The sequence below is a fragment of the Bacillus sp. SORGH_AS_0510 genome (assembly GCF_030818775.1).
GTDB lineage: Bacteria > Bacillota > Bacilli > Bacillales > Cytobacillaceae > Neobacillus.
Map to the genome: position 1 here is coordinate 4758758 of NZ_JAUTAU010000001.1, position 19493 is coordinate 4778250.

The window sequence follows — 19493 nt, forward strand, 5'->3', positions numbered from 1 at the left end:
TATAGAACACCCCTATTTTGCTTTCGCACTTTAACTCTTTACTTATTTACAGTTTAACGCATTATCGAAGGAAAGAGTACTGTTTTGTTCATCACATCATACATTCCTTGCTGCGTAATGCGAATATACGGCAAATGGGTGGAAGAAAAGAACAACAGACTATAAATCGGGTCGGAGAAAGAATAGCCTCTTTCCTTTAAGACGGAGAATAATCCCTTTTCCTGCTGCATTAACTCTTCCATCGGAAGATCAGACATAATTCCACTTAAATAAAGCGGCAATTCGCAAACCACGTGATCTTCCTCTACCACCACTATGCCTCCACCTAATTCTTTCATTCTATTAAAAGCATGAAGCATATCTTGTTTATTTTTTCCTATTAAAATAATGTCGCCCGTATTAGAAAACGAACTTGCTAAAGCGGATAACTTGGTTGCAAAGCCTTTTAACAGTGTGTTAATTCTCCACTTTCCTTTACGGTCAATTAAAGTAAAGAAGCACTCATCATGATCTGGTGGAAGTTCATCCCCTGAGACATCAATGGAGATGGAGTATGGTTTTGTAATCACGGAGTTTTCCATTTTAATCCCGAATGGCATCGAGTACTGTAAATCATCCATGGTGAGTTCCCAATCTAACTCCATCGGCTTCAAGCCGTAATCTTTCCAATCGACTCCAGGATAGGCTTCCCCTACACTCACACCATCCCGTTTTACCCATTTACCTTTTGCTAGTACCGAAACAGGAGTTGGGTTTTCAATACTTGATAGGAAGTTAATATTAGCTACGCGACCAGTGGCAATATTCCCATACAAATGGTCGATATTATAGTATCTTGCTATATTAACAGTTGCCATATTATAGGCATCAATAATAGGTACACCTTTTTCAATGGCCATTCGAATCATATGGTCAGTGATACCTTGTTCATAAAAAGCAGATGATGAACCATCTGTATTGAATAGTAATCTATCATACGCTTCAATACCTAAACGCTTCATATCATCCAATAGTTGCGGAAGATCCGGGCGAATGGAGGAATATCTTAATGACACCATATAGCCTTGCATTAAGCGATTGTAAACCTCTTCTCCCGTCATGGCTTCATGGTCACAATCCGCACCGAGCAGCATCATTTTAGCCAACGTTTTCTCTGAAGCACCTGGAAAATGCCCTTCGATTTTCTTGCGCATTCTTTTCGTTTCCTGCATCCAATGAAGCATCATATCGTCTCCATCGAGCAGTTTTGGCCATCCGGTCAGTTCTCCGCCTTGGAGTACGGCATCATGCTCCAGCCATGATTTAATATTACTATGCGAGAATTTTTCCTCTTCATTCAGGATTTCTGTTTGTGAATCAAAGCGGCACCACCAGAACATGGTGGAGGGAATGGAGCGGAGGTCACGCAATAATGAAAACGCTTCCTTTTTCTTCAAATTTAAAATAAGTGCCATGTTATCGTTAATTAACGTTGTCGTTCCAAACTGTGATGCATAGGCCGCAAATGTTAGGGGATTATATAATTGAAACGGATGCGCATGTGGTTCGATGTAACCCGGAACTAAAATCTCATTAGTGCAATCAATGGTTTCACATTTTTCATCGATATGTCCAGGCAGATTCTCACCGACATACACAATTCGATCGTCGTAAATCCAAATATTCCCTCTCATCCATTGACGGAACGTCTGGTTCAAATATAAGGCGTTTTTCAATAGGATTGTTGGAGAAGTTTTCCCATCTAAAACGGATACATGCATGCGTAAGTTTTTGTTTTTCCATCGGTAGCGTTGTTCTAGCATACCATATCCCTCCCTTTTCAAACAAACTATATCTATGTCAAAAACTTGATTTAATCATAAAGAAAGCCCTTACAAAAATTTCTTTAGATACTATATTATCATATTTTATCGTTTAACGCAGTAAAGAATTGAAAAATATTGTAAAAATCTTGTGAAGGAGTGAACACGTTGAATATCCGGCCAAATATCGGGATTTTAAACGCGTTAATTCGGATTACTTTTGGGTTGACTATTCTTGCTTGGAGTACCTCGAAGCTAGTGAAGCGTCCTTGGAGAGATTCTTATTTGTTGGCTGCCTTTTTAGGTGCAATGAAAGTAGCAGAAGGCATTGTTCGATATTGTCCATTAACCGCATTATATGAACAATATCAGTGTAAAATGCACGTTGAGGACCCTGCGAACGAGTCACGGAATAGCATGGAGGGCTTAGAGGGTTTTGATGGAGAAGAGGTACTGCCTTATAATCCGTCTTAGAACTGTTCAGAGAAGGAATTGGGTTCATTGAATTTCTTTACGAGACCTTTCTCCGCGTTCGAAAGGTAATTCGGGCTCATAGAGCTTCTCTATGCGACCTTTCTCGGCTTTTGAAAGGGAATTCGGGCTCATAGAGCCTCTCTATGCGACATTTCTCAGCATTCCGAGAGGGAAACGGGTTCATAGAACCTCTCTACGCGACCTTTCTCGGCGTTCGAATGGGATTTCGGGCTCATAGAACCTCTCTACGCGACCTTTCTCGGCATTCCGAGACGGAGACGGGTTCATAGAGCTTCTCTACCCGACCTTCCACGACATTCCGAAAGGGAAATCGGGCTCATATAAACAATTTTATAACAGAGAACTTTTTTAGAAATGAGGCATACAAAAAATCAGAGGCTCACTCACAGTCAAGGGTCGGTGCATCCGCCCCTGACCTGAGCCAGCCTCCCTGATAGGAGTCGATGATGATGTTTTGGGAATACGTTAGTCATATGTCATTTGTGTTAATTGTGATTATCGGCAGTATCGTAGCCCTGCTCTTTGCATACATGCGCCGATCAAGTAAAAGACGCGCCCGTTAGCCAATAACGGGCTGAATCGCTTTTGCCCCGATATCTTTCCGATAAAATACACCGTCACACTGAAGTTTTTCCAACTCTTGATAGACCTTCTCTTGCGCTGCCGAGAGAGTTACTGCCTTAGCACCGACAAGCAGAACCCTGCCGCCGTTAGAAACAAATTCACCAGATTCATTTTGCAAAGAACCCGCATGAAAAGTAACCACTTCATCCGTAAAATCTTGCAATCCTGTCAGTACAGCACCCGTTTCATACTGGTCAGGATATCCCTTCGCTGCCACAACAACACCAATCATTGCTTGATCCGACCATTCGAGCTGAGGACGGCCACCTTCTAACAATTCTACCATCACTTGCACCAAATCCGATTGTAATCTAGGTAAAATAACTTGGGTTTCCGGATCTCCAAAACGGGCATTAAATTCAATAACCTTTGGACCCTGTACAGTTGCGATTAACCCCGCATACAGAACTCCACAAAAACTTTTGTCTTCCTGCACCATCGCTTTTGCAGCCGGAATTAAGACAGTCTCGATTGCCGTTTCTATCATGTCCCTGCTAATTTGGGGTACAGGTGAATAAGCCCCCATTCCGCCGGTATTAGGTCCCTGATCTCCATCAAACGCACGTTTATGGTCCTGAGCGATTTCCAGTGGAACGACCGTTTCACCATTCACCAAGGCCATTAGTGAAAATTCTTCACCGCTAAGGAATTCCTCAATGACCACTCGAGAAGACGCCGCCCCAAATCTTGCACCAACAAGCATTTCCTCTATACTTGCCAACGCCTCTTCCATTGTAAAGGCCACTGTTACCCCTTTTCCTGCTGCTAATCCATCAGCTTTAATAACTATTGGGGCACCTTTTTCCTCAATATAATCACGAGCTGCTTCATAAGAGGTAAACACTGCATAATCGGCCGTTGGGATCTGATATTTCCTCATTAGTTCCTTAGCAAAGGATTTACTCCCTTCAATCTCCGCCGCTACTTGACGAGGACCGAAGACAAGTAAGCCAGCTGCTTCAAATTTATCTGCAAGACCTGCTAAGAGAGGCACTTCCGGTCCAATAATCGTTAATCCAACTTCCTGTTCCACAGCAAACTGTAAGAGTTGTTCATGCTGTGACTCATCAATAGAAACCAGCTCGGCTACGTCCACCATTCCGTCATTTCCAGGTGCAACAAAGACTTGTTCAACCAACGTGCTTTCACTAACTTTTCGGCATAAAGCATGCTCTCTGCCACCGCGGCCAATGATTAGGACCTTCATCCAACACACCCCCAACAATTAGTGTTTAAAATGTCTTACTCCTGTGAACACCATGGTAATTCCGTATTCATCCGCTTTCTTAATGGAATCCTCGTCACGGATTGAACCACCTGGCTGAATAATCGCTGTAATGCCTGCTTTAGCCGCTGCTTCAACAGTATCATCCATAGGGAAAAAGGCGTCTGAAGCAAGGGCTGCACCTTGTGCTTTTTCTCCTGCCTGTTTCAACGCTATCTCTGCTGCTCCCACACGGTTCATTTGACCGGCACCAATTCCAATCGTCATTTCCTCATTCGCTACAACAATCGCATTGGATTTTACGTGCTTCACGACCTTCCAGCCTAGCTTTAATGCTTCCCATTCTGCATCTGTCGGCTGTCTCTTTGTAGCTACCTTAACATCCGCATCTTCCAGGGTATAGCGGTCCTGGTCTTGAACGAGCAAGCCCCCTTCGATCGATGTCAATTTCAGCTCTTTCTTTTTCACTCCATCAAACGAAATCGTTAACAAACGGAGATTCTTTTTGCTTGTTAAAATCGATAATGCTTCCTCCGTGAACGCTGGTGCAATGATAATCTCTAAAAAGATTTCATGAAGCTTACTTGCTGTTTCTGCATCTACTTCACGGTTGAACGCGATAATGCCACCAAATATCGAAACAGGGTCTGCGGCAAAGGCTTTGTTAAACGCGTCGAAGCTTGTTGTTCCTGTGCCCACTCCACATGGATTCATATGCTTTACTGCAACGGCTGCTGGCTCAGAAAATTCTTTCACAATTTGCAGTGCTGCATCGGCATCGTTGATGTTGTTGTAAGATAGTTCTTTGCCATGTAGCTGCTCAGCATAGGCAATGGAAAACACTGAGCCCAGTGGCTTTTTATAAAAAGAAGCCTGTTGATGTGGATTTTCTCCATATCGTAATGTCTGCTTTAATTCATATGTAACGGTCATTTTTTCAGGTGTTTCTTCTTGTGCTAAATCGGTCATATAGCCTGCAATTAGTGCGTCGTAGGCTGCTGTGTGACGGAACACCTTGGCTGCCAGCTTTCTTCTAGTTTCAAGACTTGTTTCTTCATTAGCCTTCAATTCCGCGAGCACTGTCTGGTAGTCAGCCGGATCCACTACAACTGTGACATATTGGTGGTTTTTAGCAGAGGCACGAAGCATGGTTGGACCGCCGATATCAATATTTTCAATCGCGTCTTCCACCGTTACCTCCGGTTTCTCAATCGTTTGCTGAAATGGATACAAATTGACACAAACCAACTGAATTGGCTCGATTCCGTGTTCCTCGAGCTGCTGCTGATGGTCCGTGTTATCTTGTTTTGCAAGCAATCCACCATGGATAAACGGATTTAACGTCTTCACGCGTCCTTCTAAAATTTCTGGGAATCCAGTAACATCACTTACACCTAAAACAGGAATCCCCTGTTCTTGAAGCATCTTCTTGGTCCCGCCGGTTGAAATGATTTCAAAGCCAAGTGAAGCTAGTTCCTTGGCAAATTCTCCTACACCGGTTTTATCAGAAACACTAATAAGTGCGCGTTTTTTCTTCATGAATGACCTCTCCTCTGGTTAATAGCATTTGTAGAATCGATGGGTAGAGTTTATGTTCAATCGCTTGAATCTTCTCTTGCAGGCTTTCACGTGTCTCCTGATCCTCTAAACGAATTCGTTCCTGTACAATAATGGGTCCTGTATCCATGCCTTCATCCACATAATGAATGGTTACCCCGCTCCATTTCGCTTTAGCCGCCAAGGCCTGACCAATGGCATCTTTGCCAGGAAAATCCGGAAGCAAAGAAGGATGAATATTGACGATTTGACCCTCGAACTCTTTTAGCAAGGTAGGACCTATCAAACGCATATATCCAGCCAGGACGATAAAATCGATATTCCTTTCCTTTAGAAGGAAGGAAATTTCTCGCTCATAATCTGCCTTACTCGGATAATCTTTTGCCCGAAACACAAAAGTTGGGATGCGTGCCATCCTCGCTCTTTCAATCACATACGCTCCTGGTTGATCGCAAATTAACAATGATAGTTCGGCCGTCAAATCCCCAGATTGAACTTTATTTACGATCGCTTGAAAATTACTCCCGCTTCCTGATGCAAACACAGCAAATCGTTTCATTCCCACTCACCAAATCCTTTAATGTGAATGCCTTCTTGGTCAGTGACTGCGCCAATTTCATAAGCCGTTTCCCCAGCCTCTCGGAAATGCTGGACTAGTTCTACTGCATGTTCCCTGTCAATAGCGACAACCATTCCGATACCCATGTTAAAGACATTATACATCTCTTTGTATCCAATTTGTCCAACCTCAGATATCAGCTTAAACACGGCAGGAATATGCCAGCTTTTTTCAATCAGGTCTGCTCCTAGACCGGAAGGAAGCATCCGAGGGATGTTTTCAATGAAACCTCCGCCCGTGATATGTGCCATACCTTTCAGCTTGAATTTTTTCAGTGCGGATAAAATAGGCTTCACGTAGATTTTGGTTGGTTTGAGTAACTCTTCCCCTAAGGTACACTCTAGTTCATTTACATATTCAATCAATGACCAGTTATTGAATACTTTTCTGACAAGGGAGTATCCGTTGCTATGGATGCCGCTTGAGGCTAATCCGATTAATACATCCCCTGGCTTTATGTCTTTACCCGTAATTAGGGCTTGCTTTTCACATGCTCCAACCGTGAAGCCGGCAAGATCATACTCGTCTTCACGATAAAGTCCCGGCATTTCTGCTGTTTCACCGCCAATCAACGCACAGCCTGCCTGCTCACAGCCATCTGCAATGCCTTTTACGATGGCCTCAATTTTTTCCGGAAGGGCCTTTCCACACGCAATATAATCTAAAAAATAAAGAGGTTCTGCTCCTTGAACAACGATATCATTGACACACATGGCAACCGCATCAATCCCAATGGTATCGTGCTGGTCCATCATAAAAGCAATCTTTAATTTTGTCCCAACCCCGTCGGTGCCTGACACCAGAACTGGCTCTTTCAAATGGAGCGCGGACAGGTCAAACATGCCTCCAAATCCGCCCAGGCCGCCGATGACACCAGCTCTTGCTGTTTTTTGGACATGCTTTTTCATACGTTCCACAGCTTCATACCCTGCTTCGATATTTACGCCTGCTTGTTTATATGCGTTTGTCATGCCAGTTCCCCTTCCTATTTTTGATAATAATATTGGAGTGTATCTGGATATATTTCTGTTGGATAATTCCCTGTAAAACAGCCGAGGCAATAGCCGTTCGTGCCCTCTTGACCGAGTGCCTGCATCATGCCTTCTACAGATAAAAATGTTAAAGAGTCCGCTCCAATCAGCTCGCGAATTTCCTCAACTGATTTATCAGATGCTATTAATTCTTCCTTCGTTGAGGTATCAATGCCATAAAAACAAGGGTTCTTAATCGGCGGGGAGCTAATCACCACATGAACTTCTGTTGCCCCTGCCTCTTTAAGAAGCGAAACAATTCTTCTGCTCGTCGTTCCACGGACAATCGAGTCATCAACCATGACAACACGCTTTCCTTCCACTACCCCGCGAACCGCAGACAGCTTCATTTTGACCCCTTGTTCCCTTAAGGATTGCGAAGGCTGAATAAATGTCCTGCCAACATAGCGATTCTTAATTAATCCCATTTCATAAGGAATTCCCGCTTCTTCTGCATAACCAATTGCGGCTGAAATACTAGAATCTGGAACCCCTGTTACAACATCTGCATCAATAGGGGCTTCAAGCGCTAATTTCTTTCCAAGGTTTTTTCGCGCTGTATGAACATTAATGCCATGAATATTGCTATCTGGTCTTGAAAAATATACATATTCCATCATACAAATGGCTTTCGTCGTACTGACAGCAAATCTCTCAGAGGTTAATCCGTTTTCATTGATAATCAACAGTTCACCTGGCATTATTTCGCGGATATATTCCGCTCCGACCACATCAAACGCACATGTTTCAGATGCTACTACATAGGCATCACCCAACATTCCAAGTGAAAGAGGTCTCAAACCATGCGGATCAAGGGCCACCATCAATTCTGTTTCCGTCATGATTAAATAGGCGTATGCTCCTTTTAACATGGAAAGGGCATTTTTCACACGATCATTAAGATTTGGGTAGCCGCTTCTTCGAATGAGATGGGCTAATACTTCCGTGTCAGAGCTTGTTTGAAAAATACTTCCCTGTGTCTCAAGCTGGTGCTTCAAGGAGTTGGCATTAACCAGGTTTCCATTATGGGCAAGAGCGAGACTGCCGCTTTGCGAGTGGAACAAGAGAGGCTGGACATTTTCATAGCCGCCTCCTCCTGCTGTCGCATAACGAACATGGCCGATGGCAGCCGAACCGGTTAATTCTGTCATCGCTTCAGTTGTAAAAATCTCCGCCACTAACCCTTCGCCTTTAACCCCTTTGAGTCTTGTTCCATCAGAAACAACAATACCGGTCCCTTCTTGGCCACGGTGCTGTAAGCTGTGAAGTCCGTAATAGGTTAATTGAGCGGCATCTGGATGTCCCCAGACGCCAAAGATACCACACTCTTCATTTAATCCCTTGAGTTCAGCAAGCATGGGATCGCCCCTTTCCAAGCAGCTTTCAGTTCCGTTACCGCAGCTTCTAGAATCGTTTCCGCTCCAATAGACACGCGTAAGGTTCCAGAATCATTTACTTGCCCAATAAGCTTGGCAGGTACTACACGTTCAAACTCTACTTGATCCTCTTTCTTAACCGTTAATAGAAAACGAGATTGCGTTTCACTAAACAGAGCCGTGACTGGTTCTCCGTTGATAGTGACATCCGCACCTAGTTGCTCGTTAGCGAAAAGGCATTCGGAAAGAGCCACACCCAAGCCGCCTTCAGACAGGTCATGTGCAGATTGAACTAACCCAGCACGAATGGCCGCCAGGATTGTCTCTTGTCTTTCTTTTTCAATGATTACATCTAATTCAGGTGCCTTGCCAAAAATTTGGCCATGAAGTAATTTTTGTAGTTCACTACCGCCAAACTCTGGATTTGTCTCTCCAACTAGATAAATAAGGTCACCACTATTTTTAAAGTGTTGCGTAGTAATATGCTCGATATCGGTTACTAAGCCGACCATACCAATGACTGGTGTCGGGTAGACGGCCGTACCGCTCGTTTCGTTATATAATGACACGTTCCCGCCGATGACAGGGGTTTGAAGTACACGGCATGCCTCACTGATTCCGTCGGCTGCTTTTTCAATCTGCCAGAAAACCTCTGGCTTTTCAGGATTTCCGAAGTTCAAATTATCCGTAATCGCTAGCGGCTCTGCTCCCGAACAAATAATGTTCCTTGCTGCCTCTGCCACGGCAATTTTCCCGCCGGTCTCCGGATCCAAATAGACATAGCGTGAGTTGCAATCAACTGTCATGGCTAGGGCTTTCCGTGTTCCGCGAATGCGAAGGACTGAAGCATCTGAACCTGGTGAAACTACCGTGTTTGTGCGAACCATGTAGTCGTATTGCTCGTATACCCATTCCTTGCTAGCCACGGTTGGCTGGCTAAGGATTTTTACTAGTGTTTCTTTTATATCCTCAACCTGAGGAATTTTCGTTTCAACAGCTTGGAATTCCTTGAAATAGTCCGGCTCTTGGGATGGCTTCTGATAAACAGGTGCATCCTCTGCTAAAGCATCCACTGGTAGATCCGCAACGATCTCTCCTTTATGGATTAAGCGCAGCTTTTTATCATCCGTAACTGTTCCAATCGCAACAGCTTCTAAATCATATTTTTCAAAAAGAGACGTAATCTCCTGCTCTCTTCCCTTCGTAACAACGATCAACATCCGTTCCTGTGACTCAGACAGCATCATTTCATAGGCAGTCATCCCTGTTTCCCGCTGCGGCACAAGGTCTAAATTCATCTCAATACCCATTCCAGCTTTGCTGGCCATTTCTGCTGACGAACTCGTAAGTCCAGCTGCGCCCATATCTTGAATCCCTACTAGCGCATCGGATTGAACAAGCTCAAGGCATGCTTCTAAAAGAAGCTTCTCCATAAATGGGTCACCGACTTGAACCGCTGGACGCTTTTCATCGGATTGTTCATTTAACTCCTCGGATGCAAATGTTGCACCGTGGATCCCATCACGACCTGTCTTTGCCCCAACATACATCACCGTATTGCCGACGCCATGTGCCTGCCCTTTTTTAATATCCTTATGATCAATCAGACCTACACACATCGCATTAACAAGTGGATTGCCTTCATAGCACGGTTCGAATTGAATTTCACCGCCAACGGTTGGAATGCCGATGCAGTTGCCGTAACCAGCAATACCAGCAACCACCTCTTTAAATAAATAGCGGACACGTTCCGAATCCAGCTCACCAAAGCGAAGTGAGTTTAATAGAGCGATAGGACGTGCGCCCATAGAAAAAACATCACGGATAATACCGCCGACACCAGTTGCCGCCCCTTGATACGGTTCAATTGCTGATGGGTGGTTGTGGCTTTCGATCTTAAACACAACGGCCTGGCCGTCGCCAATATCGACGATTCCCGCTCCTTCACCAGGACCTTGAAGGACACGGTCACCTGTTACCGGGAACTTTTTCAGTATCGGCTTTGAGTTTTTATAGCTGCAATGCTCTGACCACATGACCGAGAAAAGACCGGTTTCTGTGTAATTAGGCGTACGGCCTAAAAGCGACTCAATCATTGCAAATTCTGCATCAGATAATCCCATTTGCTGATAGATTTTCTCTGTTTTGATTTGATTAGGATTTGGTTCAAGCGTTGACAACATGTGCTTCCCTCCATGCCTTTACAATTGATTGAAACATCTTCAGTCCATCTGCCCCACCTAACAGCACATCCACTGCTCGCTCAGGGTGCGGCATCATTCCAAGAACATTGCCTTTTTCATTTACGATTCCAGCGATATTCGCCAGACTTCCGTTTGGATTCTCCTCGTATGTAAACACGATTTGATGATTTGCTTTGAGTTTCGCGAGCGTATTTTCATCGCAATAGTAATTTCCTTCTCCGTGCGCAACCGGAATTGTGATTGTTTCGCCTTGTTGATAGTCAGCAGTAAACATCGTTTGGCTGTTTTCAACTCTTAACTGTACTGGCTTGCATATAAAGGAAAGACTCTCATTTCGGCGCATCGCTCCTGGCAGCAGTCCTGCCTCTAAGAGAATTTGAAATCCGTTACAAACACCAAGAACGGGTTTGCCTGCTTCGGCCGCTTTTACAACCTCTTTCATCACCTTGCTAAAACGTGCAAGCGCACCGGAACGGAGGTAATCTCCATAAGAGAAACCACCCGGTAGCAAGATTCCGTCAAACTCATCCAGACTTTCTGTATCGTGCCAAACGTACTCTACTTGCTCGCCCAATTCATCTTTAATCGCATGGTACATATCGATATCACAGTTCGATCCTGGAAAAACGATTACCGCAAACTTCACTGAGCGACACACTCCTCTACCTCATATCGATAGTCTTCGATTACCGGATTAACTAGTAAGCTTCTACACATTTCATGAACGACTTCATCAATGTCCCGCTCCGACTTTTCAATGGTCAGTTCCATATATTTTCCGATGCGGACATCGGTCACTTGTTTATAGTCCAGTGAATGCAAAGAGTGGGTGACTGCCTTCCCTTGTGGATCTAAAACACTTTCCCTTAATGTTACATACACCTTAACTTTATACATGCTGATGACCTCCAAGTCTCACTAAAATAGTTTCATATGCTTCTGTTAAACTCCCTAAATCACGGCGGAATACATCCTTATCAAGCTTTTCGTTGGTTTCTTGATCCCATAATCTGCACGTGTCCGGTGAGATTTCGTCTGCAAGGAGAATGCTCCCCTTGTCGTCTTTACCAAATTCCAGTTTAAAATCAATGAGGCGAATGCCTAGCTCTGAAAAGAAGCTCGAAAGAATTGCATTTATCTCAAGTGCTTTTCCTCGTAAAATATAGATCTCTTCTGTTGTGGCGATATTCAGTTCAAGAATATGGTCAACCGTGACGAGTGGGTCGCCCAGTTCATCATCCTTTAGATAAAATTCCACGATCGGTGTGGTGAGCTTTTTGCCTTCTTCGATTCCTAATCTTTTGGAGAGACTACCTGCCGCGACATTACGAACGACTACTTCCAACGGGATAATGCTTACCTTTTTCACCAGCTGTTCCGTTTCAGATACGCGCTCGATAAAGTGTGACTCGATTCCTTGTTCTTTAAGCTTTAAAAATAGCAAACTAGTAATCTCGTTATTTAAACGGCCTTTGCCGGCAATATCCGCTTTCTTTTGCCCATTGTAAGCGGTGGCTGAATCCTTGTACTCAACTAAAACGGTTTGTTCCTTATCGGTTGTGTAAATTCGTTTCGCTTTTCCTTCGTATAGCAGTTCTTTCATGTTGATCCACTCCTTATTTGCAATATTAGGAATCTTCCGACTTTAAGAAAGCTAATTGTGCCTGGGTTTTTGGTTTATTTTTTGTTGGGGTCGCGTTGTGATGTGTGACGCGACCGCCAACTTTATTATTTTGCTTGTTTGGGTGAGGAGGAGGCTCTCCTACGTTACCTTTGTTACTCTTTTTCCTTTGTTTGGGGCTCGTAGAACCTCTCTACGCGACCGTACGGCTCGCTTTTTCCTTGTTTCGGGCTCGTAGAACCTCTCTATGCGACCGGAAACCCCTTTTTCAAGTTAATTCGGGCCCATAGACCAGCTGCATTAGCTTTCTACACCCTTACCCATTCAACCCTAACCGGTCAAAAATCGTATCTACATGCTGTAGATGGTAGTTATAGTCAAAGCAATCAGCAATTTCAGCTGGTGACAGCATTGACGTGATTTTACTATCCGCTTCAATCAAGCCACGGAATGGAACTTGCTCCTCCCATGCCTCCATCGCCTTCGGCTGTACCGTATCATACGCCTCTTCGCGTGATAACCCTTTATCAATCAACGCAAGCAGCACACGCTGGGAGTAAATCAACCCAAGCGTACGGTCCATGTTTCGCTTCATGTTTTCCGGATACACAGTCAAATTTTTAATGATATTACCGAAACGGTTGAGCATATAATTCAAGCCGATCGTCGCATCCGGCAAAATGATTCGTTCAGCAGACGAATGAGAGATATCCCGCTCATGCCAAAGCGGCACATTTTCATAAGCCGTTAACATGTATCCGCGTAAAACTCGAGCAATTCCCGTCATATTCTCGGAACCAATTGGATTCCGTTTATGCGGCATAGCGGATGAACCTTTCTGACCTTTTGCAAAAAATTCCTCTACCTCACGAGTTTCACTCTTTTGCAAGCCGCGAACCTCCACCGCAAACTTCTCAATAGAAGTCGCGATTAGCGCAATCGTTGACATATAATGCGCATGGCGGTCACGTTGCAATGTTTGCGTGGAAATCGGTGCTCTTTGCAGTCCTAATTTTTCACAAACATACTGCTCCACAAATGGGTCAATATTTGCATATGTACCTACCGCGCCGGAAATCTTACCGAACTCAATTCCTTCTGCGGCCTGCTTAAAACGCTCAAGATTCCGCTTCATTTCTTCGTACCAAAGTGCAAGCTTAAGTCCAAATGTCGTTGGCTCCGCATGAACGCCGTGCGTCCGACCCATCATAACGGTATATTTGTGCTCAATGGCTTTGCTTTTTAGGATCTCAACAAAATTTACCAGATCTTTTTGTAAAATGGCATTGGCTTGCTTTAATACATAAGAAAGTGCCGTATCCACCACATCTGTGGATGTTAACCCGTAATGCACCCATTTCCGCTCTTCACCTAATGTTTCTGAAACCGCGCGGGTAAAAGCAACCACGTCGTGTCGTGTTTCTTCTTCAATTTCCTTGATTCGCTCAATATTAAAGGACGCATTTTGGCGTAATTTCGCCACATCTTCCTTAGGAATGTCACCAAGCTCCGCCCAAGCCTCACAGGCTAAAATTTCTACCTCCAGCCAAGCGTTAAAGCGGTTTTCCTCTGTCCAAATGGCGCCCATCTCAGGTCTTGTGTAACGATCAATCATGTTTTATCCCCCGATCTTTTCTTTTGCTGTGTTCCAAATTCTGCTCATTTCAATTTCCTTAAGAGCGTCTTCAGTTGTTTCTCGTAAAAGTGTAACATGCCCCATCTTCCGTTTCCATTTAGGCTCTTCTTTTCCGTACAGATGAACCTTCCAATCTTTTTGGGTAGGAATCTCTCTATACAAGGTTTCAAGGTGCTCTCCTAATAGGTTGACCATAACTGCAGGTTTTAATAGCTCCGTGCTTCCTAAAGGCCAATTACAAATGGCACGAATATGCTGTTCAAACTGTGAAGTCTCGCAGGCTTCAATGGAAAAATGGCCGGAATTATGCGGTCTCGGTGCCAGTTCATTTACATAAATGGTGCCATCCTTCGTTAAAAACATTTCTACTGCGAGCGTTCCTACTAATTCAAGAGAGTCTGCCAATTGCTCCGCCTTTTGAACTGCAGCCGCTGCAATCTTCTCCGAAATCCGTGCAGGCACAATTGTTTGATGCAATATATTTTCTTTATGTACATTTTCAGCCACAGGAAAAATCGCTGTTTCCCCATTTTGCTTACGTGTCACAATGACGGATAGCTCTTTTTCAAATGGAATCCATTTTTCCAATACACATGGTCCTTGCTCACAGAGAGCCTTGCCTTCCAGGACGTCATCCTGATGGTGAATAACAAGCTGTCCCTTCCCATCATACCCGCCTCTGGCTGTTTTTAAGACAGCTGGATAGCCAACTGTATCGATTTTTAATAATAAATCATCCAAGCTTTGGATCACTTCATAAGGTGCCACTTCAATACCCGCTTGTTGGATCGCTCTTTTTTCCTTGATCCGATCCTGTGTAATCGTCAATAAGGTTGGACCTTGAGGCACATAGGCATGCTCACATAACCAGCCTAACGTATTTGCATCTATATTTTCAAACTCATATGTTATAACATCGCTCATTTCTGCCAGCTTACTGATGGCTTCTGGATTGTTATAGGTACCAATGACTTGCACATCTGCTACTTGACCGCAGGGAGAGTCTGGTGTCGGCTCTAAAACAGCAATTCGAAAGCCTTGTGCCTTTGCTGCTAGGGCCATCATTCTTCCCAACTGACCTCCACCAATGATGCCAATGGTTGCTCCTGGTAAAATTACTTTAGACAAGCTGATCACTACTTTCTAAGACTTCTAGTTTAATAGCTTCTCTTCTGGATTCTAATTGATTCGCGAGTTTTGCATCTTCTGTTGCTAAAATTTGCGCAGCCAGTAGCCCAGCATTTATCGCACCGGCTTTTCCGATGGCTACCGTTGCCACTGGTACACCACCTGGCATTTGCACAATGGAAAGCAAGGAATCTAATCCATTCAAGGCTTGTGATTGGATTGGCACACCGATCACAGGCAAGGTTGTTTTTGCCGCTACCATACCCGGTAGATGCGCCGCACCGCCTGCTCCCGCAATAATCACCTTTAATCCTCTATTTCTAGCTTCTTCTGCATAGGTAAACATCAAATCAGGTGTACGATGCGCGGAAACTACTTGTTTTTCATATGTAATATCTAATTGATCGAGAATGTCACAAGCATGCTTCATCGTTTCCCAGTCCGACTTGCTCCCCATGATAATGCCAACTTTCATTCCTTCTCACCCTTTTCTATTAACTTGCCAAACGAGTAGACCTCGAGGTAAAATACGAACAAAAAGAAAATACCCGAAACAAATAGCCTCTCCATAAGAGAAAGCCATTTGCCCGGGCATTAGAAAATCACATAACTAAACAGTAAGGGGACGAACCCCTATTGCCGAACATATTGACTTTCCCTCATAGTCCAATAATTTACGGTTATTGGGTAGAAACTTATGGGCCATATTCCCATGGATATATGAGGGTAAAGATTTATTTGTACCATCTGATAGCTTTATCTTACCAATCATCGCCTTCAGATGTCAACCATAATATCGAACATTATTTTTAAATAACACTAAAACGTTCGTGTTTTACTCCAATAACTGGGCTTCGAACACAATTTGACGACCTACTGGCTCGTAGATGGTTTCATTCCCCTTCCTTACCTCTTGAAAAATAGGTTTCTCTGTTCGCCGGACAGGAGCATATCCCTGCTGCTTCATTCTATTCAAGCAATCCTCAATACTTTCATTTTCCTGGACCTCAAATTTCTGCTTCTTCTTGCTCATGAAAATAATTTCCCTCTTTTCACTGATTTGACCCAGAAGCCTCCATGGATGGATTTCGGTTCATAGGTAATAATGAATGCCTTTGGATCCAAACTTTTTATCGCATCATATAGTTTTAATTCAAATTTTCTCGGAGTTAGTATTTGCATCGCCATCCGGTCGCCTTCTAGTCCATTTGCTTCCCAGTTGGTGACACCATACCCTTTTTCTCTCAGGATTTTAGGAAGATTTTTATCATATTCCTTTGTAATTACATTGACAGTAATATATCCCAAAGCCAGCTTTTCTTCAATCTTCATTCCTACAATGACACCAATGCCGTACCCAACCGCATAGGCAATGAGATTTTGAATTTCATTCAAGTTATTTAATACCAGACCCAGTCCAAGAACATAGATAACTACTTCAATCGTACTAAGAAATGCTGCGAGATATCTCTGACCCTTTAATGTCAAAATCATCCTTATAGTAAAAAATGATACATAGACAATATTGATAACCAGAATGATCGCTACCATGACAAAACTATTTTCTAACACAAGAAGTCCTCCTTCACGATTGCTTCCTACCACTTTAACATATTATCTCCGGTGGGTCAGTCCTTAAGTGATGAAATTTGTGTTGTATTTTCTCTCGCATGTAAAGGGTGTAGTTCTTCTGCCTGTTTAAGCAGCATGGTGTCCTCCGCTAGTTTAATCTCATGATCGTAAAGTGTTTGTGCAATAATTTTTCTAGCTTGCTTTGCCGCATCCCAGTAAAATGCATCATCCACCAAGCCGGTTATGGTATATTCAATTCCCCGAAAGGAAGCATTTAAGGTAGTCATCCCGTACACTTTGAACGGTTCAACGATACACTCTGTTGCATCTAATTTCAAGCAAGGTTTGTTGACTTCATTAATCTTTTTACATGCCAGTTCCAGAACCTCAATTACCTTCTCAGGGTTTTCCCGATAGCTGATGACCACCCTTTCAATCACTCGCATCTGATTAATATTGTAATTATGTATTTGCTTGATTTCACCGTTACTAATCGTTAATAGCTTGCCACTCCATTCCCGGAGTTTAATAAATCGTAAGCCAATCTCTTCAACCGTGCCGTTAAAGGTATTATTAATCGTAATAAAATCACCCTTATGTAGCTGTTTCTCATAAATCAAGAAAATCCCTGATAAGATATCTCTAATTAGGCTTTGTGCCCCAAAACCGACAATCACCCCGACTACTCCGGCCCCTGCAAGAACCCTTCCAAAATGATTAACATATTGAGAGATGGCAAAAAAGATAAAAGTAAGGGTTGCCGTGTATTTGGTTAACGAACGGATCATACTTTCGATGGTTTGTTCTTTACGCTCTTCAATAAAATGAGTCCGCTTAAAAAAATCATGCACGAGTTTATTGATGATATATACACTGATCCAGGCAACTAAAGCCGCTAGGATAATACTGGTTAACTTATATTTATGAAAAAAATCCACCCAACCCATCATTTTCACCTTCTTCTTGTTAACACATGATTAGTGTTTGCAATTAAACGCAAAATAATTTTTAGAAACGAAAGCACTCTAAATAGTAGTTAGTCACTTTCAAGCAATAGAGGAGATCCTATGATTAAGAAAACACTTATAATCGTTCTATTTTTAACATCCTTTCACCCATGTGTATTTGCGGTTACTTCAACTGCAGCCTCCAAGGCGGCTTTTATTAGGGACAATGATTTGTGGGTTAAAGAAGGTAATACGGAAGAACGTATTACAAATGGAGAAGTTATAAGGTATCCAAAATGGTCGCAAGACGGCTATTGGATTGCGTATTTAAAGGGTACAAAAGCTGCTGAAGAAGACACTTTCTTTAGTGGCGATTTGTGGCTTTATAATATTAGAATGAAAAAGCACTTTAAGGTGAAACCAAATGTATCTAAAAATTTCGCCTGGTCACCACATGGAAACCAACTCACTTTTCTTGTAAATAATGATTTATTCCTTTTAAATCCGATTCCTTCTAGTCTTTTTCTTGCTACTCCTATTGCTACAAATGTAGAAAATGTTTCGTGGTTTCCTGATGGTAGAAGGTTATTGATTTCTTCAAGGAAAAGCGCAGAGCTCCATTCGGACATTATCCTATCAGAAGTAGTTTTCAATAAGGACAAAAAGTCGAAGATTAAACCTATTTACACCATACCTGTAGGGAAAGATGAGTACTACTTGAGTACGAGCTCATTTAAATGGTCACAGAACAAAAGCTGGATTAGTTTTTTGTTAATTCGTACCGCTTCTTTATCTGCTGATAGTAATACTTTGTGTTTATTATCTTTTGATGGGCGGATTTTTAAGAAGGTTGATGAAATGTTAAATGACGAGGATTGGTTTCAGTGGTCACCTAGGGGCGTTCAACTTGGTTATATTGGCGGCTTTGGGAGAGAAGCACAGAAAAACAAACAATTACAGACGATTATTGCTCCAGGGTTACACAAGGATACTCTGACGCCAAAAGGGTACGTTGACCGTGATTTTATTTGGAAAAATAATCATTCATTCTTTGTTTCCCGTTCTGTTGAAAGTGAATGGGTTGATGAAGATAATCGGCCTTTACCAAGTTTATATGAGATTAGTAACAAACTGAAGCAGCGGCAAGTTACCTTCCCGTTGAAAAATAAAGGCGATTTTGCCCCTCAGATTGTTCATAATCAATTGTTTTGGATAAGGACAGATAGACGGAGCGCAAAGGTCCTTGTTTCTCGATTAAATCGTGTAGCGGAGACAGATTGGATTAGCAACCTTACAGTACCAAGCTGGTATTATGAGAAATGGCATTGGGATGAGGTATTTGATTTATATGAGGGGTGGGATGATCTACTTTTTCCAGCAAGAAGATGAAAAAATAGACGTAGCTAAGGTCTAGATCTACTTTTCTCAGCAAACAGAACCTAAAAGTAGACGTAGCTAAGGTCTAGATTTACTTTTTCCAGCAAACAGAACCTAAAAGTAGACGTAGCACCTGTCTAGATCTACTTTTTTCAGCAAACAGCACCTAAAAGTAGACGTAGCTAAGGTCTAGATCTACTTTTCTCAGCAAGCAGAACCCAAAAGTAGAAGTAGCTAAGGTCTAGATCTACTTTCTCCAGCAAACAGAAACTAAAAGTA

19 protein-coding genes and 1 riboswitch are annotated in these 19493 nt (G+C 43.0%); of the genes, 3 read left to right on the forward strand and 16 right to left on the reverse strand.

Annotation, left to right across the window (positions count from 1 at the left end; genetic code table 11):
• Nucleotides 1-53: 53 nt before the first annotated feature.
• Complete coding sequence (locus tag QE429_RS24085) at nucleotides 54-1802, reverse strand: adenine deaminase C-terminal domain-containing protein (RefSeq protein ID WP_307290624.1); 1749 nt, start codon at nucleotides 1800-1802, stop codon at nucleotides 54-56.
• Nucleotides 1803-1970: 168 nt separating this feature from the next.
• Here QE429_RS24085 and QE429_RS24090 point away from each other — a divergent pair, with 168 nt between their 5' ends.
• Complete coding sequence (locus tag QE429_RS24090; protein ID WP_307290625.1) at nucleotides 1971-2276, forward strand: YgaP family membrane protein; 306 nt, start codon at nucleotides 1971-1973, stop codon at nucleotides 2274-2276.
• Between the two features lie 470 nt (nucleotides 2277-2746).
• Nucleotides 2747-2860 carry an EYxxD motif small membrane protein gene (locus tag QE429_RS24510; RefSeq protein ID WP_373463282.1) on the forward strand — a complete coding sequence of 38 codons (114 nt, stop codon included), beginning with the start codon at nucleotides 2747-2749 and terminating at the stop codon, nucleotides 2858-2860.
• Here the strand turns inward: QE429_RS24510 and purD are convergent.
• The 15 genes from purD to QE429_RS24165 all read right to left on the reverse strand — a co-directional run bounded on the left by purD (nucleotide 2857) and on the right by QE429_RS24165 (nucleotide 17840).
• The gene (gene purD / locus QE429_RS24095) at nucleotides 2857-4128 is read right to left on the reverse strand and encodes a phosphoribosylamine--glycine ligase (RefSeq protein ID WP_307290626.1); all 1272 of its coding nucleotides are present in this window, start codon (nucleotides 4126-4128) and stop codon (nucleotides 2857-2859) included. The genes QE429_RS24510 and purD overlap by 4 nt on opposite strands.
• 18 nt (nucleotides 4129-4146) lie before the next feature.
• Nucleotides 4147-5685 (reverse strand): bifunctional phosphoribosylaminoimidazolecarboxamide formyltransferase/IMP cyclohydrolase, encoded by a 1539-nt coding sequence (gene purH, locus QE429_RS24100; protein ID WP_307290627.1) that lies wholly within the window; start codon nucleotides 5683-5685, stop codon nucleotides 4147-4149.
• Entirely contained in the window at nucleotides 5660-6262 is a 603-nt protein-coding gene (gene purN / locus QE429_RS24105; protein ID WP_307290628.1) for a phosphoribosylglycinamide formyltransferase, read from the reverse strand. The genes purH and purN overlap by 26 nt, the downstream gene beginning before the upstream one ends.
• Nucleotides 6259-7293 carry a phosphoribosylformylglycinamidine cyclo-ligase gene (gene purM / locus QE429_RS24110; protein ID WP_307290630.1) on the reverse strand — a complete coding sequence of 345 codons (1035 nt, stop codon included), beginning with the start codon at nucleotides 7291-7293 and terminating at the stop codon, nucleotides 6259-6261. The genes purN and purM overlap by 4 nt, the downstream gene beginning before the upstream one ends.
• A 14-nt stretch (nucleotides 7294-7307) precedes the next feature.
• Nucleotides 7308-8711, reverse strand: a complete 1404-nt coding sequence (gene purF, locus QE429_RS24115; RefSeq protein WP_307290631.1) for an amidophosphoribosyltransferase — start codon at nucleotides 8709-8711, stop codon at nucleotides 7308-7310.
• Entirely contained in the window at nucleotides 8687-10912 is a 2226-nt protein-coding gene (gene purL / locus QE429_RS24120) for a phosphoribosylformylglycinamidine synthase subunit PurL (RefSeq protein WP_307290633.1), read from the reverse strand. The genes purF and purL overlap by 25 nt, the downstream gene beginning before the upstream one ends.
• A complete protein-coding gene (gene purQ, locus QE429_RS24125; protein ID WP_307290634.1) occupies nucleotides 10896-11579 on the reverse strand; it encodes a phosphoribosylformylglycinamidine synthase subunit PurQ in 684 nt (227 codons plus the stop codon). Before purQ ends, purL begins: the two co-directional genes overlap by 17 nt.
• On the reverse strand, nucleotides 11576-11830 hold the full coding sequence (gene purS / locus QE429_RS24130) for a phosphoribosylformylglycinamidine synthase subunit PurS (protein WP_307290637.1): 255 nt from the start codon (nucleotides 11828-11830) through the stop codon (nucleotides 11576-11578). Before purS ends, purQ begins: the two co-directional genes overlap by 4 nt.
• The gene (purC, locus tag QE429_RS24135; protein ID WP_307290954.1) at nucleotides 11823-12542 is read right to left on the reverse strand and encodes a phosphoribosylaminoimidazolesuccinocarboxamide synthase; all 720 of its coding nucleotides are present in this window, start codon (nucleotides 12540-12542) and stop codon (nucleotides 11823-11825) included. The genes purS and purC overlap by 8 nt, the downstream gene beginning before the upstream one ends.
• A 328-nt stretch (nucleotides 12543-12870) precedes the next feature.
• Entirely contained in the window at nucleotides 12871-14169 is a 1299-nt protein-coding gene (purB, locus tag QE429_RS24140) for an adenylosuccinate lyase (protein ID WP_307290638.1), read from the reverse strand.
• Nucleotides 14170-14172: 3 nt separating this feature from the next.
• On the reverse strand, nucleotides 14173-15327 hold the full coding sequence (gene purK / locus QE429_RS24145) for a 5-(carboxyamino)imidazole ribonucleotide synthase (protein ID WP_307290639.1): 1155 nt from the start codon (nucleotides 15325-15327) through the stop codon (nucleotides 14173-14175).
• Nucleotides 15311-15793 carry a 5-(carboxyamino)imidazole ribonucleotide mutase gene (gene purE / locus QE429_RS24150; RefSeq protein WP_307290641.1) on the reverse strand — a complete coding sequence of 161 codons (483 nt, stop codon included), beginning with the start codon at nucleotides 15791-15793 and terminating at the stop codon, nucleotides 15311-15313. The genes purK and purE overlap by 17 nt, the downstream gene beginning before the upstream one ends.
• Nucleotides 15794-15960: 167 nt before the next feature.
• A riboswitch (purine riboswitch) is annotated at nucleotides 15961-16062 on the reverse strand.
• 91 nt (nucleotides 16063-16153) lie between these two features.
• Entirely contained in the window at nucleotides 16154-16351 is a 198-nt protein-coding gene (locus tag QE429_RS24155; protein ID WP_307290642.1) for an NETI motif-containing protein, read from the reverse strand.
• Nucleotides 16348-16869: a DUF2179 domain-containing protein gene (locus QE429_RS24160; RefSeq protein ID WP_307290956.1), complete on the reverse strand. Its 522-nt coding sequence runs from the start codon at nucleotides 16867-16869 to the stop codon at nucleotides 16348-16350. Before QE429_RS24160 ends, QE429_RS24155 begins: the two co-directional genes overlap by 4 nt.
• 77 nt (nucleotides 16870-16946) lie before the next feature.
• Nucleotides 16947-17840, reverse strand: coding sequence for a mechanosensitive ion channel family protein (locus QE429_RS24165; RefSeq protein WP_307290644.1), 894 nt, complete (start codon nucleotides 17838-17840; stop codon nucleotides 16947-16949).
• 117 nt (nucleotides 17841-17957) lie between these two features.
• On the opposite strand from QE429_RS24165, the gene QE429_RS24170 reads away from it, so the two are divergent.
• The gene (locus tag QE429_RS24170; protein WP_307290645.1) at nucleotides 17958-19226 is read left to right on the forward strand and encodes a TolB family protein; all 1269 of its coding nucleotides are present in this window, start codon (nucleotides 17958-17960) and stop codon (nucleotides 19224-19226) included.
• Nucleotides 19227-19493: the final 267 nt, after the last annotated feature.